At 72.3% G+C, this 15311-nt stretch carries 11 protein-coding genes; 5 read left to right on the forward strand and 6 right to left on the reverse strand.

From position 1 onward, the window contains the following. Nucleotides 1-17 precede the first annotated feature (17 nt). From OG898_RS15120 to OG898_RS15130, 3 genes are all read right to left on the reverse strand, one after another. Complete coding sequence (locus OG898_RS15120; RefSeq protein WP_266957359.1) at nucleotides 18-2609, reverse strand: bifunctional FO biosynthesis protein CofGH; 2592 nt, start codon at nucleotides 2607-2609, stop codon at nucleotides 18-20. A 40-nt stretch (nucleotides 2610-2649) separates the two neighbouring features. Further along, a complete protein-coding gene (locus OG898_RS15125; protein WP_250742602.1) occupies nucleotides 2650-3438 on the reverse strand; it encodes an SDR family oxidoreductase in 789 nt (262 codons plus the stop codon). Nucleotides 3439-3766: 328 nt separating this feature from the next. Further along, complete coding sequence (locus tag OG898_RS15130) at nucleotides 3767-4963, reverse strand: PLP-dependent aminotransferase family protein (RefSeq protein WP_266957362.1); 1197 nt, start codon at nucleotides 4961-4963, stop codon at nucleotides 3767-3769. Between the two features lie 127 nt (nucleotides 4964-5090). On the opposite strand from OG898_RS15130, the gene OG898_RS15135 reads away from it, so the two are divergent. Further along, nucleotides 5091-5936 carry a hypothetical protein gene (locus OG898_RS15135; protein WP_266957364.1) on the forward strand — a complete coding sequence of 282 codons (846 nt, stop codon included), beginning with the start codon at nucleotides 5091-5093 and terminating at the stop codon, nucleotides 5934-5936. A 185-nt stretch (nucleotides 5937-6121) separates the two neighbouring features. Here the strand turns inward: OG898_RS15135 and OG898_RS15140 are convergent, their stop codons facing one another. The 3 genes from OG898_RS15140 to OG898_RS15150 form a co-directional block, all read right to left on the reverse strand. After that, nucleotides 6122-6331, reverse strand: a complete 210-nt coding sequence (locus tag OG898_RS15140) for a DUF397 domain-containing protein (protein WP_250742597.1) — start codon at nucleotides 6329-6331, stop codon at nucleotides 6122-6124. Nucleotides 6332-6515: 184 nt separating this feature from the next. Beyond that, on the reverse strand, nucleotides 6516-7400 hold the full coding sequence (locus tag OG898_RS15145) for a helix-turn-helix transcriptional regulator (RefSeq protein WP_243341875.1): 885 nt from the start codon (nucleotides 7398-7400) through the stop codon (nucleotides 6516-6518). A gap of 282 nt (nucleotides 7401-7682) precedes the next feature. Then, entirely contained in the window at nucleotides 7683-8417 is a 735-nt protein-coding gene (locus tag OG898_RS15150; protein ID WP_250742596.1) for a GPP34 family phosphoprotein, read from the reverse strand. A 2029-nt stretch (nucleotides 8418-10446) separates the two neighbouring features. On the opposite strand from OG898_RS15150, the gene OG898_RS15155 reads away from it, so the two are divergent. From OG898_RS15155 to OG898_RS15170, 4 genes are all read left to right on the forward strand, one after another. Continuing rightward, nucleotides 10447-12135 (forward strand): serine hydrolase, encoded by a 1689-nt coding sequence (locus OG898_RS15155; protein ID WP_266957368.1) that lies wholly within the window; start codon nucleotides 10447-10449, stop codon nucleotides 12133-12135. Between the two features lie 117 nt (nucleotides 12136-12252). Next, the gene (locus OG898_RS15160; protein WP_266957370.1) at nucleotides 12253-14154 is read left to right on the forward strand and encodes an MFS transporter; all 1902 of its coding nucleotides are present in this window, start codon (nucleotides 12253-12255) and stop codon (nucleotides 14152-14154) included. A gap of 116 nt (nucleotides 14155-14270) precedes the next feature. After that, on the forward strand, nucleotides 14271-14480 hold the full coding sequence (locus OG898_RS15165) for a hypothetical protein (RefSeq protein WP_250742591.1): 210 nt from the start codon (nucleotides 14271-14273) through the stop codon (nucleotides 14478-14480). 187 nt (nucleotides 14481-14667) lie between these two features. Further along, entirely contained in the window at nucleotides 14668-15288 is a 621-nt protein-coding gene (locus tag OG898_RS15170; protein WP_250742590.1) for a sortase, read from the forward strand. Nucleotides 15289-15311 lie beyond the last annotated feature (23 nt).

Consider the following 15311-nt stretch of genomic DNA (forward strand, 5'->3'; position numbering starts at 1 on the left):
GTACGGAAGCCCTGGCGTCAGTCCAGGACCGGCAGCAGCTCCGGCAGGTGCCCGTCCGAGGCGCGGGCCGCGGCCTGGCGCTCCTCCGGGACCTCGCCGTAGAGGGTCGTACGGGCCTTCGCGGGCCGGCCGGCCGCCTCGGCCACGGCGATCAGGTCCTGGACGGACTTGTACGAGCCGTAGCTCGACCCGGCCATCCGGGAGATGGTCTCCTCCATCAGGGTTCCGCCCAGGTCGTTGGCGCCCGAGCGGAGCATCTCGGCCGCGCCCTCCGAGCCCAGCTTCACCCAGCTGGTCTGGATGTTGGTGATGTGCGGGTGGAGCAGGATGCGGGCCATCGCCGTCACCGCACGGTTGTCGCGCACCGTCGGGCCGGGGCGGGCGATGCCCGCCAGGTAGACGGGGGCGTTGGTGTGGATGAACGGCAGCGTCACGAACTCCGTGAAGCCCTCCGCCCCCTTGGCCCGCGCCTCCTGCTGCATGCGCGCCAGGGTGCGGAAGTGGCCGAGCCAGTGGCGGGGCTGGTCCACGTGGCCGTACATCATCGTGGACGAGGAGCGGATGCCGAGCTCGTGCGCCGTCGAGACGACGTCGATCCAGTCGGCCGTCGGCAGCTTGCCCTTGGTCAGCACCCAGCGGACCTCGTCGTCCAGGATCTCCGCCGCCGTACCGGGGATGGAGTCGAGGCCGGCCTCCTTGGCCGCCGTCAGCCAGTCCCGTACCGACATGCCCGTGCGCGTCGCGCCGTTGACGACCTCCATCGGGGAGAAGGCGTGCACGTGCATGCCGGGGACGCGCTCCTTCACCGCCCGCGCGATGTCGAAGTAGGCCGTCCCGGGCAGGTCCGGGTGGATGCCGCCCTGCATGCACACCTCGACCGCGCCCACGTCCCACGCCTGCGCGGCCCGGTCGGCGACCTGGTCGAGCGAGAGGGTGTACGCGTCCGCGTCCGTGCGGCGCTGCGCGAAGGCGCAGAAGCGGCAGCCGGTGTAACAGACGTTGGTGAAGTTGATGTTGCGGGTCACGATGTACGTGACCTCCTCGCCCACCACGGACTTGCGCAGGTCGTCCGCGATCCGGCAGAGGGCGTCCAGCGCGGGGCCGTCCGCGTGCAGCAGGGCGAGCGCCTGCTCGTCGGTGAGCCGCGTCGGGTCGTCGGCGGCCTGCGCGAGCGCCGCCCGTACGTCCGTGTCGATGCGCTCGGGGACCATGCCGGGGGCCGCGGCCTCGCGCAGGGCCTCCCAGTCGCCGTAGACCTCGTCGAAGTCGTCGCGCCGGTCGGTCGTACGGCCCTGCGTGTCGATGGTGGTGTGCAGGTCGGTGCGTCCGAAGGAGGCGAAGCCCTCGTCCGGCTCCTGCCACGGCCGGCCCTCGACGGTCGCGGACTCGTCCGCGAGCCCGCTCTCCGGGTCGGCCAGCGCACGGACGTGGGGCAGCAGGCGCGGATCCAGCCAGGGTTCGCCGCGCTGGAGGAACTCGGGGTAGATGGTCAGGCGTTCGCGCAGCGCGAAGCCGGCGTCGGCGGTGCGCCGCGCCAGCTCCTCGATGTGCGGCCAGGGGCGCTCGGGGTTCACGTGGTCGGGGGTGAGCGGGGAGACGCCGCCCCAGTCGTCGATGCCGGCGCCGATGAGGAGCGCGTACTCGGAGTCCACCAGGTTCGGCGGGGCCTGGATGCGGGCGCTCGGGCCGAGGATGTGGCGGGCCACGGCGATGGCCGCCGCGAGCTCCTCCAGCTCCGCGTCGGGCATGCCGCGCATGGCCGTGTCGGGCTTGGCCCGGAAGTTCTGGACGATGACTTCCTGGATGCCGTGGTAGCTGCGCTGGATCCGGCGCAGCTCGAAGAAGGCGTCCGCGCGCTCCTCGTAGGACTCGCCGATGCCGATCAGCACCCCGGTGGTGAAGGGGACGTTGGAGCGGCCCGCGTCCTCCAGGACGCGCAGCCGGACGGCCGGGTCCTTGTCGGGGGAGCCGTGGTGGGGGCCGCCGGGCTCGGACCACAGCCGGGTGGCGGTGGTCTCCAGCATCATGCCCATCGAGGGGGCCACCGGCTTGAGGCGCTGGAGGTCGGACCAGGTCAGCACGCCGGGGTTGAGGTGGGGGAGGAGACCGGTCTCCTCCAGGACGCGGATGGCCATGGCGCGCACGTAGGCGAGGGTGTCGTCGTAGCCGTGCGCGTCGAGCCACTCGCGGGCCTCGGGCCAGCGGTCCTCGGGCCGGTCGCCGAGCGTGAACAGGGCTTCCTTGCAGCCCATGGCCGCGCCCTTGCGGGCTATGTCGAGGACCTCGTCGGGGGACAGGTACATGCCCTGGCCCTCGCGACGGAGCTTGCCGGGGACCGTGACGAAGGTGCAGTAGTGGCACTTGTCCCGGCACAGCCGGGTGAGGGGGATGAACACCTTGCGCGAGTACGTGATGACGCCGGGCCGGCCCGCGGCTTCGAGGCCGGAGTCCCGGACCCGGGCGGCGGAGGCGGCGAGGTCCTTCAGGTCCTCGCCGCGCGCCTGCAGGAGCACGGCCGCCTCGGTCGCGTCGAGCGCGACGCCGTCGCGGGCGCGACGGAGCGCCCGGCGCATCGAGTTCTCGGTCGGAGCGTCACTCGGAGTGGTCATGGCCCGAGCATACGATCCGCTCGCGCGGGCACGGAGGGGCTCATCGCATCAGCTCCCCGGCGTTGACCAGCAGAGACTGGCCGGTTATCGCCCGTGCGCGGTCCGAGGCGAGGAAGGCGGCGGCGTCGGCGACGTCCCCGTCGGTGGCCAGGTCGGGCAGCGCCATGCGGTCGGTGAGCCGGGCGTGGACCTCGGCCTCCGGCACGCCTTCGGTGTGCGCGGTGAAGGTGACGAAGGCCTGGACCGGGGGACCCCACATCCAGCCGGGGAGCACGGTGTTCACGCGGATGCGGTGCGGGCCGAGCTCGCGGGCCATGGAGTACATGGCGGAGGTCAGCGCGCCCTTGGAGGCGGCGTAGGCGGCCTGCTGCACCTCGTTGGGGGCGGCGATGGCGGACTGGGTGCCGATGATGACGACACTGCCGCCGGAGCGCTTCAGCGCGGGCAGGGCGGCGCGGGTCATCCTCAGCGTGCCGAGCAGGTTCACGTCGAGGATCTGCTGCCAGGTGCCGAAGTCGGCGTCCTCGAGGCCGCCGAAGTACGAGTCCCAGGCGGCGACGTGGACGACGGCGTCGACCCCGCCGAACCGCTCCTGGGCGAGGGCGGCGAGGGCCTCGCACTGGCGCTCGTCGGAGATGTCGGTCGGCAGGTACGCGGTGTGCGTGCCGTCGGGGTCGATCTCGGCGGCGGACTTGGCGAGGTTGGCCTCGGTCCGCGCCCCGAGCACGGCGTTGCCGCCGTCGCGGACGACGGTGGCGGCCACCTGGTGCCCGAGCCCGGCCCCTACGCCGGAGACGATGACGGTCTTGCCTTGCAGCAGCAGCGACATGGTGAGGTCTCCTGACGGCCCAATGAATCTGACGGGGCGTCAGGCTACGGCGCGGGGCGCGGTGAGGGAAGGGCTCGGCGCGGCGCCGTTGCCGGGGGACCAGCCCCCGGACCCCCGCTCCTCAAACGCCGGAGGGGCTGGATCTGCCTCCGGCGGCGCCTCAAGCGCCGGCGAGGCTGGACTTTCCAGCCTCTCCGTCGTTCAGGCGCAGGCCGGCCCCAGCCTCATCCAGCCCCTCCGGCGTTTGAGGAGCGGGGTCTGGGGCGGAGCCCCAGGGAACGGGGGAAGGGCGGGTAGGGGACAGCCCCGCAGGGCTGCCCCCTCGGCGTTAGCCGGCCAGGCGGGTCAGGCCCTCCTGGATCTCCTCCGGGGTGTGCGTCGTGAACGACAGCCGCAGGGTCCGGGGGTCCGGGTCCGCGGCGAAGAACGGGGCCCCGGGGACGAAGGCGACCCCCCGGGAGGTGGCCGCGCGGAGCAGGGCCGTCGCGTCGTGCCCCTCGGGCAGCCGCGCCCAGACGAACATGCCGCCCTCCGGCCGGTTCCACGTGGACCCCGGCGGGAGGCCGTCGGCCAGCCCCGCCAGCAGCGCGTCCCGCCGGATCCGGTACGCATCACGCACCCGCGCCACGTGCGCGTCGAGGTCCACCGTCCGCAGGTACTCCGCCACCGCCAGCTGGTCCACCGTCGAGGTGTGCAGATCCGCCGCCTGCTTCGCGAGCACCGCCCCGCGCAGCAGCGCGGCAGGCGCACGCAGCCAGCCGAGCCGGAGCCCGGGGGCCATGACCTTCGAGAAGCTGCCGAGGAGCGCGGTGCGGTCCTCGGCCCCCGGGTGGGAGGCGAGCCGGGGCAGTGCGCGGCCCTCGTAGCGGAGGTCCCCGTACGGGTCGTCCTCCAGCAGCCACAGGCCGAGCCGGGCCGCCACCGCCGCGATCTCGGCGCGCCGGCCGGCGGGCAGGGTGCGGCCGGTCGGGTTCTGGAAGGTGGGGATCGTGTAGAGCAGCTTGGGGCGTTCGCGGGCGACGAGCTCGGCCAGCGCGTCCGGGAGGATGCCCCGGTCGTCGCAGGGCACGGGGACCACCCGGGCGCCGGCGAGCCGGAACCCCTGGAGCGCCGCCAGGTAGGTGGGGTTCTCGACGAGCACCGTGTCGCCCGGCTCGATCAGCGCGGTGGTGATCAGGCCGAGTCCCTGCTGCGATCCGGTGGTGATCAGCAGGTCGTCCCCGGTGGTCGCCAGCCCCTGCCGGTCGAGCCGGGCCGCCACCGCCGCGCGCAGTTCGGGGGAGCCCTCGGTGGTCGAGTACTGGAGGGCGCGGCGGGCGGACCGCGCGAAGGCGGAGTCGTAGGCGGCCCGCAGTCCTTCGGCGTCGAAGAGCTCGGGTGCGGGCAGGCCGCCGGCGAAGGAGATCATGCCGGGCCGGGCGGTGACGGCGAGGATCTCGCGTACGGCGGAGGGGGCGGTCGTACGGATCCGGGCGGCGAAGGCCGGCGGAGGAGTGAGGGCGGAGGCGGGCGCTGAAGCGGGCACGGGAGCTCCTTCGGGAGGCGGGTGCGCGCATCGTAGCCGCGAGAAGGTGTAGATGGCATCTATGTATCGGATGCTGAACGGCCCCCGAGGGCTCCCCATCTGACGTCGCATCAGCTAGACCGTCTCCATGACAGCAGACGAGCGGAACACCCGGGCCGACGACTACGCCGAGCTCGCCTCGGTCGGCCCCTACGGAGTCCACCCCGGCCACGCGCTGATCACCATGGTCGAACCGCACCCGGGCCACGAGTTCGCGTACAACCGCTGGTACGAGGACGATCACTACTACGCCGGCGCCATGGCCATGCCCTGGATGTTCGCCGGCCGGCGCTGGGTCGCCACCCGTGAGCTCCAGGAGCTGCGCTACCCGGAGAAGTCGGCCGTGGCCCAGCCCGTGACCGCCGGGTGCTACATCTCCACCTACTGGGTCACCGAGGGCCGCTACGACGAGCACATGAAGTGGACCGTCGGCATCAACAAGCGCCTCAACCGCGACGGCCGGGTCTACCAGGACCGCACCCACGTCTTCACCGCGTTCCAGGACCACGAGGCCACCATCTACCGGGACGGCGCCGCCGGCCCCCGCGACTTCCACGCCCTCGACCACCCGTACGGCGGGCTCGTGGTCCAGGTCGTCGACGCGGAGGGCCCGGAGCAGCGGGCCGAGCTGCTGGAGTGGCTGCGCTCGCGCGCCCTGCCCAAGCGGCTGGCCGGATCGCCGGCCGCGATGGTGACCGTCTTCCGGCCGACGCCGCTGCCCGGGGACCGGATGACCTACGTGAAGCAGGTGGAGGGGGTCGACACCCGGCTGACCCTGCTGTGGTTCCTGGAGGCCGACCCGCGCAGCTGCTGGGACCGGTTCCAGGGGCTGGACGCGGAGGTCGCGGAATCGGGGCTGGGGCGGGTGGAGCTGGTGGCGCCGTTCATCCCGACGGTGCCGGGGACGGACCGGTACGTCGATCAGCTGAGGTAGCCCGCGGTCCGGGGTCCGGGGTCCTGGGCCCGGGCCGGGGGTCCGGGGCCCGGACATGGCCGAGCCCCCTCGGCAGGCGACGGCGGGCCGGTCGAGAGGGCTCCAGTCAGTGGTGCAGGTAAAGCAGGTAAAGCAGGTAGTGCCGGTCGTGCTGGTGCTTCTGGCCGTAAGGGTCGCTTCGACGTTCAGACGAGGCGTCCCAGCCGGCCCTCGGTCACATCGGCGACGAAGGAGGTCCAGGAGCCGGGCGCGAAGGTGAGGGACGGGCCGTCCTGCACCTTCGAGTCGCGGACCGCGATGGACTCGACGACGGGGGACTTGACCTCGACGCAGGCACCGTTGGCGGAGTACGAGGACTTGGTCCAGTTTTCCGTTGCGCCTTGACGAATAGCCATGTTTCTCTCCGGTTCAGCGAGTGGTTCCGGTGTCATGTCGGCCATTGCTCCGGCTGACGTGATCGACGCTACCCGCAGCTCCCGTTGCGCGAAGGGGACGTTCACCCGACCGAGTGGCATATTCCATTCAGGTCTTCTGCGCCCGGGGAGTGACGGTGTACCGTACCGGCCTTTTCGCCGTCCCTCATTTCCCCTTGCCCGCGAAGTCCTCGATGATCTGCGCGATGAACTGCCTCGTCTGGTCCACGTTGTGGGCCTGTGCGCGCAGATGTTCGTACATCACGCTGTATTTCTGGACGTCATTCGCTTTCTCCAGGTACAGGTCGCTCGTCACGCCCTCGATGTAGACGACCGTGGAGTCCGACGCGTCCGGGAATTCCAGAATGGCGTACTGGCCGTTGACGCCCGGGTGGGCGCCCACCGAGAAGGGCATCACCTGGACCGTGACGTGCGGCTTCTCCGACTGCTCTATCAGGAACTCCAGCTGCCGGATCATGAGCTGCGCATCGCCCACGTGCCGCCGCAGGGCCGCCTCGTCGATGACCGCCCACAGGCGCAGCGGTCCGATCTCGGGATTGCTGTTCTCGGTCTCGTGGAGCCGCTTCTGGCGGTGCATCCGGACCTGGACGCGCTTCTCCACGTCGACCGGTGCCGTCTCCGGCCACGCGCCGCGGACGAGCGACTGGGCGTACTCCGGGGTCTGGAGCAGCCCCGGGATCACCAGGGGTTCGTAGGTGCGCAGACTGGCGGCGTCCGTCTCCAGGCCGATGTAGACGCTGTACGGGATGTCGCCGAAGGCGTGCCACCAGCCCTGCTGGCGGGAATCCTTGGCCATCTGCATGAGGGAGTCGACGAGCCGGCGGTCCTCGACCTCGTAGACGTCGCACAGATCGCGGACGTCGCGCTGACTGATGGAACGGCGGCCGTTCTCCAGCCGGCTGATCTTCGACTGGGAGACGAGCAGGCGTTCCGCGACCTGCTCGGCCGTCATGCCTTTGTCCTCGCGCAGTTTGCGCAACTCCATGCCCAGTCGGCGGCGTCGGACGGTGGGATTGACATTGGACGCCACGTGAACGGCACCTCCGCCTTCTTCTGTTGCTGTCTCTTTGCTGTCTCTCTGCGTGTCTGCTGGTGAGCAGACTGCCACCGAAGCACGTGACCCCGCTGGGGAACGGGCGGGAAAAGCAAACGCGCGGGCCGACGGAACCGGCGTACCGGCCCCGTCGCCCCGCGCGTAGGCGGTTGCGATCACTGCTGCCCTGCGTGTCCTGCTTGCCTTGCGTGTCCTGCCTGTCATGCCTGTCGTGCTTGTCCTGCGTGCCGTGCTTGCCCTACGTGTCCTGCCGGTGGATCAGTGCGCGGCCGCGCGGGCCATCGCACCGGTCCGGCGCGGCTGCAGCGGAACGGCTGCCGCCGTTGCCCTGGCGGGCTGGGCCGGTGCCCGGTCGCGGCGCGGCTGTGCGGCCACGCCGTTCTGGACGTCCATGACGGCGTGAGCCACCAGTCCGCCCATCGGGTCGTGCCGGATCAGGTCCCGGAGCCGGGACCTGGACGACCGCCCCTCGTTGCCGGGGTACAGGTGCTTGCCGAGCCCGACCGCGTGGGCCAGGGCGGCAAGCGCCGCGGTCCGCGGGTCCGGCGGTACGCCGGTGCGGATCGCACTGTCCAGCCGGCCACGGATCTCCCGGCTGATCGCTGTGTCGGTCGCTTGGTAGCGAGTCGTCGGCAGCACCCCGCACATCTGGCCCGCGACGGCATGCACCATGCCGCAACGCTCCAGGTGAGCGAGGTAAATCTGACGGAGCCCCAGTCGGGGTCCGCCGATCCAGTGGACCGCCCGAACCGGGCTGCCGCGCCTGCGCAGCAGTTCCAGTGCGGAGTCCAGAGTCGGATCTCCTGTCGGCCGTGGCATCACCACGGCGATACGATCCCCATCAGGGGCTATCCGTCCTGCCAGAGCCAGCTCCACTAGCTGTGCCCCGGCCAGGCCGAGGTCGAGCGACTGCGGCTGCGCCGTGGTACCCGTGGCCGGGTCCAAGGCGAGCAGCAAAAGCTCCTCCGGAATCGTTCTGCGGCTCTTGCCCATCCATGCCTCCCCGCGTGGATGAGTGACAGGGTGACGCCTCTCACATTCATCTGTCGAGAGTGCCTGGCCGCTTTGTGGGGGAACCGTCAGCTATGTCGTTCTCGTCTAGCACGGGGGCGATGCCCCCTAGACGGGACACTGTTAGACATTCGGACAGCCGGACGTGAAGGCGAACGAGGAGGAACTGGTGGCGGGCGAGTCCCCCGACAAGTCGGTTGATGAAGGAACGTCGGGGACGGCGGAGTCGTCCGAGGGACGTGACCCGAGGGCTTCGCTGTTCCGCCCGCGGGACTCGGAGGACGGGTCCGCGGACCGCGATCCGCTGCGCGAAGCGGTGGCCGCGTGGGTGGCCACGGCGGAGGACGAGCCGTCCGACGCGCCGAGCGCGCCGGGTGCGCGGACCGAGGTCTTCGAGGCGCTGCCGCCGGAGGCGGCTCCGGCTCCGGCTTCCGGGTCCGGGGGCGGCGAGTCCGCTGCCGTGCCGGCTGCCGATTCCGCTGCTTCCGGTGATTCCGCTTCCGTGCGTGCGGGTGGCGCGGACGCCGCCGGGCCCGCGGCCGGGTCCCGTACCGCGGCCGCCGACCGGCGCGCGCCTTCTGATTCCGCACCTGGTCCCACTGCTGCTTCCGCTTCCGCGGGCGACGGCTCGGCCGCGCCTGCGGTCGGCGACCGTACGACCGCCTTCCGTGCTGCGACGCCGCCGACCGATGCCGACCGCTCCGCGGGTTCCGCTTCGGCTGCATCCGCGGCTACCGCCGGGCAGGTCGAGAGCGGCCGGGCAAGTCTTCCCTCGGGTTCCGGTTCCGGCGCCTCGGACAAGCCTGCGGCCGGCGCCGTGCCGGTCGAGAGCGACCGCACGGCGTCGTTCCGTACGCCTCTGCCTACGGGTTCCGGTTCCGTCCCCGCCCCTGCGGGCGGCACCTCGGACGCGCCTGCGGCCGGCTCCGGCTCGGGCTCCGGCTCGGTCGAGAGCGAGCGCACCGCGGTGTTCCGTACGGTCACGCCGCCGTCCGCCACCGGTCGCCCCACGGATTCCACTTCGGCACCGGCCGAGCCCGCCGACAGCGAGCGCACGGCCGTGTTCCGCACGACGGGCGCCCCGGCCACCCGGGACACCCGGGCCCCTTCGGCTGCGCCGGGTACTCCGGCTGCGTCGGGCAGTCAGACCACTTCGAGTGACCCGGCTTCGTCGGGTACTCGGCCGTCCGGGGGTTCCTCGGGCGCCCCGACGACCTCCGACGGCCCGGCTCCGTCGGGCAAGCGGCCGCCTTCGGGCGCCCAGACTCCTCCCGGCACTCCGGCAGCGCCGGACAGCCAGGCGACTTCCGGCGGCTCGGCTGCGTCGGGTGTCCGGCCGTCCGCGGGTGCCCCGGGCACTTCGGCGACCCCGGGCGCTCCGGCTGCGCCGGGCGGTCAGGCGGCCCCCGGCACTCCGGCTGCGTCGGGCAGTCAGGCGGCTTCCGGCGGCTCGGCTGCGTCGGGTGTCCGGCCGTCCGCGGGTGCCTCGGGCGCTTCGGCGGCCCCGGGCGCTCCGGCTGCGCCGGGCGGTCAGGCGGCTCCCGGCACTCCGGCTGCGTCGGGTGTCCGGCCGTCCGCGGATGCCGCGGGCGCTTCGGCTACGTCGGGCGGTCAGGCGGCTTCCGGCGGCTCGGCTGCGTCGGGTGTCCGGCCGTCCGCGGGTGCCTCGGGCGCTTCGGCGGCCCCGGGCGCTTCGGCCGCGTCGGGCGGTCAGGCGGCTTCCGGTGCTCCGGCTGCGGCGGGTACTCGACCGTCCTCGGGTGCCTCGGCTGAGCCGGGTACTCCGGCAGCGTCGGGCAGTCAGGCGGCTTCCGGCGGCCCGGCTGCGTCGGGTGTCCGGCCGTCCTCGGGTGCCCCGGGCGCTCCGGCGGCCTCCGGCGGCCCGGCTTCCACGGGCACTCGGGCGCCCTCGGGTGCCCAGACTCCTCCCGGTGCTCCCGGTGCTCCCGGTGCTCCCGGTGCTCCCGGCGCCCCCGCCTCCGGTGGGGTCGTCGACAGTGAGCGGACGGCTGTGTTCCGGGCGGTCAAGCCCCCGGCTCCGGCCGCCCCGGCCGACGACGAGCCCGTCGACAGTGAGCGGACGGCTGTGTTCCGGGCCTTCAAGCCCGGCACCGCCAACCCGGCCGCCCCCGGGCAGGGCCCCGCCAAGCCCGGTACCGCGAACCCGGCCACCCCCGGCTCCGACAGGCAGGGTGGGGAGCGGGCGAGCACCTTCGTACCGCTGCGGACCGACGACGCCGCGCCCGTGCGGCCTTCCACGGGCGTGCCCGGCACGCCCCCCGCGCAGGCCCCGCTGCGGACTCCGGTCGACCCCGGTGTGCGGGCCCCCGTCAACCCGGGCGTGCGGCCCCCCGTCGACCCCGGCGTGCGGACCCCCGTGACGCGGGAGTCCCCGGAGCGGACCACGCAGCAGCCGCTGCCGCCCAAGCCGCCGCTCGACATGCTGGCGGACCTCACCAACAACCCGCCCCCGCCGCCGAGCGCCGCCCGGACCGCCGTACGGCGGTTCAAGATCTACGCGCCCATCCTGGTGCTCCTCGCGGTGGTGCTCGCCGTCGTCCAGCTCGTGCGGCCGCTGCCCAAGCCCACGCTGAAGGTGACCGCGAACACCTCGTACACCTTCGAGGGCGGGGCCCCGTCCCTGCCGTGGCCGAAGGAGGGTCAGGCCTACATGGCCGCGGCCGGCCTCGGCCCCGTCGGGAGCTTCGGGGAGCAGAAGCCCGTGGCGATCGGCAGTGTCGCCAAGGCCATGACCGCCTACGTCATCCTCAAGGACTTCCCCATGAAGAAGGGGGAGAAGGGCCAGATGATCCCCGTCGACAAGACGGCGGTCGAGGACGGCAAGAAGGAGACCGAGGGCGAGTCCACGGTCAACAACCTGAAGGAGGGCGACAAGATCTCCCAGGAGGACGCCCTCAACGCGATCATGATCCCGTCCGCCAACAACGTCGCGCGACTGCTCGCGCGCTGGGACGGCGGGCAGGAGGCGTTCGTCAAGAAGATGAACGACACCGCCAAGGAACTCGGCATGACCAACACCACGTACACGGACCCCTCGGGTCTGGACGCGACCACGGTCAGCACCGCCGAGGACCAGGTCAAGCTCGGCCTCAAGATCGTCGAGATGCCGGAGCTGATCGCGATCACCAAGAAGCCGGAGTGGGTGGACCCCACGGGCAAGAAGTGGCGGAACTACAACGACCTGGTTCCGTTCAACGGCTCGCTCGGCATCAAGACCGGCTCCACGAGCAAGGCCGGCGGCAACCTGCTCTTCGCCGCCGAGAAGAAGGTCGGCAAGACCAACCAGCTGATCGTCGGTGCGGTCCTCGGCCAGCACGGCGTGCCGATCCTCGGCACCGCGATCGCTGCGAGCAAGAACATCATGCTGGCCACGCAGAAGATGCTCACGACGGCGCCCGTCGTCAAGAAGGGTTCCGTCGTCGGTTACGTGGACGACGGCCTCGGCACCCGGGTCCCGGTCGTGGCCACCGCCGACGTGGAGGCGGTCGGCTGGCCGACCCTCACCATCGCCATCAAGCTGGCCGACGGGGCCACCCAGCTCCCGCAGACCGCCAAGGCGGGCTCCGAGATCGGCATGCTGACCGTCGGCGAGGGCGCCAGCCAGGTGAAGGTGCCGGTGGCGCTGCAGAGCGACCTCACCGCACCCGGCATCGGCAAGAAGCTGACGCGCGTCGGCTGACGAGCGCGGAGCGGGTCCGGCGCCCCGGGGCAACCCCGGGGTGCCGGACCGCGTCTACGAACCGAGGGACGCACCCGAGGGGCGCACCCGAGGGACCGGAGTGGGGAGTACGTCGGCGTGACCACCGCTGAGCGGCAGGAACAGGGCCGGGAGCAGGCTCATGACCGGGGCGGGGTTCCGCCCCGGGCCCCGGATGTCCCGAGCCCGCAGGCCGCCCCTCAGGCCGCCCCCGGGCCGGCCGGCCGTGCGCTCGGCCGGGCCCGGCGGCACCCCGTCGCCGTGGCCACCGCGCTGGCCGGGCTGCTGCACCTGATCTGGTTCTTCGCCGTCGCCAACAGCGGCGGCGACCTCGCCGCGCAGGACGCCTGGGCCGAGTTCGTGGGCCGCCATCCCGACTCGGCGTACAACCTGGCCTGGTACGGCGGCATGCACCCGGTCTCGTACAGCGTGGTCTCGCCGTACGTGATGCACGTGCTCGGCGTCCGCACCACGATGATGATCGCCGGCACGGTCTCGGCCGGGCTGCTCGCGATGATCCTGACCCGCTGCCGGGGAGCCGTCCGCGAGCCCCTGTGGCCCGCGCTGGCCGGGGTGTACGGGCTGCTGTGCAACGCCGTGTCGGGGCGCGTCACCTTCGGTCTCGGCGCGATGTTCGCCCTCGGGGCCGTCGCCGCCGTCTTCTGCTGGCCCCGCAAATGGGCCGAGCGGCGCTGGGCGAAGGCCGCCGTGGCGGCTCCGCTCGCGGCGGTCGCCACCGCCTCCAGCCCGGTCGCCGGGCTGTTCCTCGGCGTGATCGCGGCCGCGCTGTTCCTGAACGGCCGGCGCCCCGGGGCGTACGCGCTGGGACTGGCCCCGGCCGCGGTGGTCGGACTGTCCGCCTGGCTGTTCCCCTTCTCGGGGACCCAGCCGATGAAGCTGATCTCGGCGGCACTGCCGTTCGCGTGCGCGCTGGCCGCGCTGTTCCTCGTGCCGAAGAGCTGGAAATCGGTCCGCACCGCGTCCGCGATCTACGCCCTCGGGGTGGCGCTGACCTGGGCGATCGACTCCCAGGTCGGATCGAACGTGACCCGGCTGGCGATGCTCTTCGGCGGGGTGGTGCTGCTCGCGGCCCTCCCGTACGAGGCCCCGCGCACGCGCCGCTGGTACGGGCTGCTCCTCGCGCTGACCGGCGTCACCGCCTGGATCACCGTCAACAGCGTCACCGACATCGTCCGCACCACCCCGCTGGCCTCCTGGAGCCGGGAGCTGGCCCCGCTGGTGGACCAGCTCCAGAAGGCGGGCGCCGACCGGGGCCGCGTCGAGGTGGTCCCGGCCAGCAGCCACCGCGAGTCCTCCGCCTTCCCCGCGTACGTGAACCTCGCGCGCGGCTGGAACAGGCAGGCCGACCTGGAGCGCAACCCGGTCTTCTACGACGACACTCTGACGTCCTACACCTACCGCCAGTGGCTGGACCGCTGGGCCGTGCACTACGTGGTGCTGCCCGCCGACAAACCCGATGAGGGCGGCCGGGACGAGGCGAAGCTGGTGCGCGAGGGGCTCCCGTACCTCCAGCAGGTGTGGGGCGACGCGAACTGGCAGCTCTTCAAGGTCACGAACCCGACGAACCTGGTCGCCGGCCCCGCGACGGTGGTGCGGGCCAGCGCCGACCAGCTGGTCATCGACGTGAAGCAGGCCGGGCGGGTGCTGGTGCGCATCCCGCACTCCCCGTGGCTGGGCCTGGTGGACGGCGCCGGCAAGCCGGTGGAGCCGCCGCAGGAGACGGAGGCCTCGAAGGCCGCCGGCAAGGCGGTGCCCAAGGGCGAGGTAACCCCGCCGAAGGTCTACGCGAACACCGCGGGATGCCTGTTCAAGGCGCCCTCGGACGGGACCGGGGACGAGTGGACGGAGCTGCTGGTCCCGGCGCCGGGGGAGTACCGGATCGCGGCGAAGTACCAGCTTCCGCGGGGCACGCCCTGTCCGGACGAGCTGCTCTACGAGGTGCTGGGGCCGCCGCAGCGGCCGACTCCGCCGCGCCCTTGACCGACCTTGATCGAACATTCTTTACGTCCGGTCCGGGTGCGTCTGGCCCTTTATGTGCATACGATCCCAGTAGTCCGATTGGGTGCCCCGAGTCTTTGTTAGGGAGTGACGACGGGATGAGCAAAGAGCAGAAGCAGGACTTCCAGGCGGCTGTCGCGAAGGCCGCGGAAGCGACCAACCTGCCCCGCACCGTGCAGCACGCGCACGGCTTCTCCGGCCCGATCCGGAGCAAGGTCAAGGGCGGAGCGCACACGAAGGCGGAACTCAAGCGGGCCGGGACCCCGCAGGGCGACCGCATCGGTGAGCGCAGCAGAGGCCTCAGCTGACGTCGTGACGTTGTGATGTCGTGATGCGGCCCTTCCGGCTCCGGCCGGAAGGGCCTTTTTCCGCCTTAACGGCTTCGCGGGGTGGCGTCCGGCCGGCTGTTACGTTCCCGACGGACGACCCTGACCTGACCCTCGTAACGTCGTGGTCGTCGCCACCGCAGGCGACGCCGACCCGAGGGACACACTCATGCGCGCCACTGCCCGTACCGCCGCCGTCGCGGCGCTCGCCACCCTCACCGCGTGCGGGGCCCTCACGGCGTGCGGCACCGGTGGCGGGGCCAAGCTGCCGCCGGACCCCGAGGTGGGCAGCACGGCGGCCCCCGCTCGCACGGGCGAGGCGGCGCCCGCCCTCCCGGGGTCGAAGCCGACCGGCATGAAGATCGAAGCGGCGGGCGTGGACGCGAAGAAGATGGTCGACCTCGCGGTGGACCCGGCGACAGGCGAGCTCGGTGTGCCGAACGCGGACACCGACGCGGACAGCCCGGGCTGGTGGACCCAGGGCGTGACCCCGGGGGAGAAGGGGGCAGCCGTCCTGGTCGCGCACTTCGACACGAAGTACGGGCCCGCGGTGATGAAGAACGTCAAGAAGATCAAGCTCGGTGACCTGATCGAGGTGCCGCGCGAGGACGGGAAGACGGCCAGGTTCGCGATCCGCGAGATCGAGGACGTCGCGAAGAAGGACTTCCCGACCGACAAGGTCTACGGGGAAACCAACCGCCCCGAGCTGCGCCTGCTGACGTGCGGCGGCGAGATCAAGAACGGCCACCGCACCAACAACGTGATCCTGTACGCCGACCTGGTGGCCTGATCCCGCCTGATCCAGCCGGTTTC

Origin of the sequence: Streptomyces sp. NBC_00193, from assembly GCF_026342735.1 — a bacterium.
GTDB lineage: Bacteria > Actinomycetota > Actinomycetes > Streptomycetales > Streptomycetaceae > Streptomyces > Streptomyces stoeckheimensis.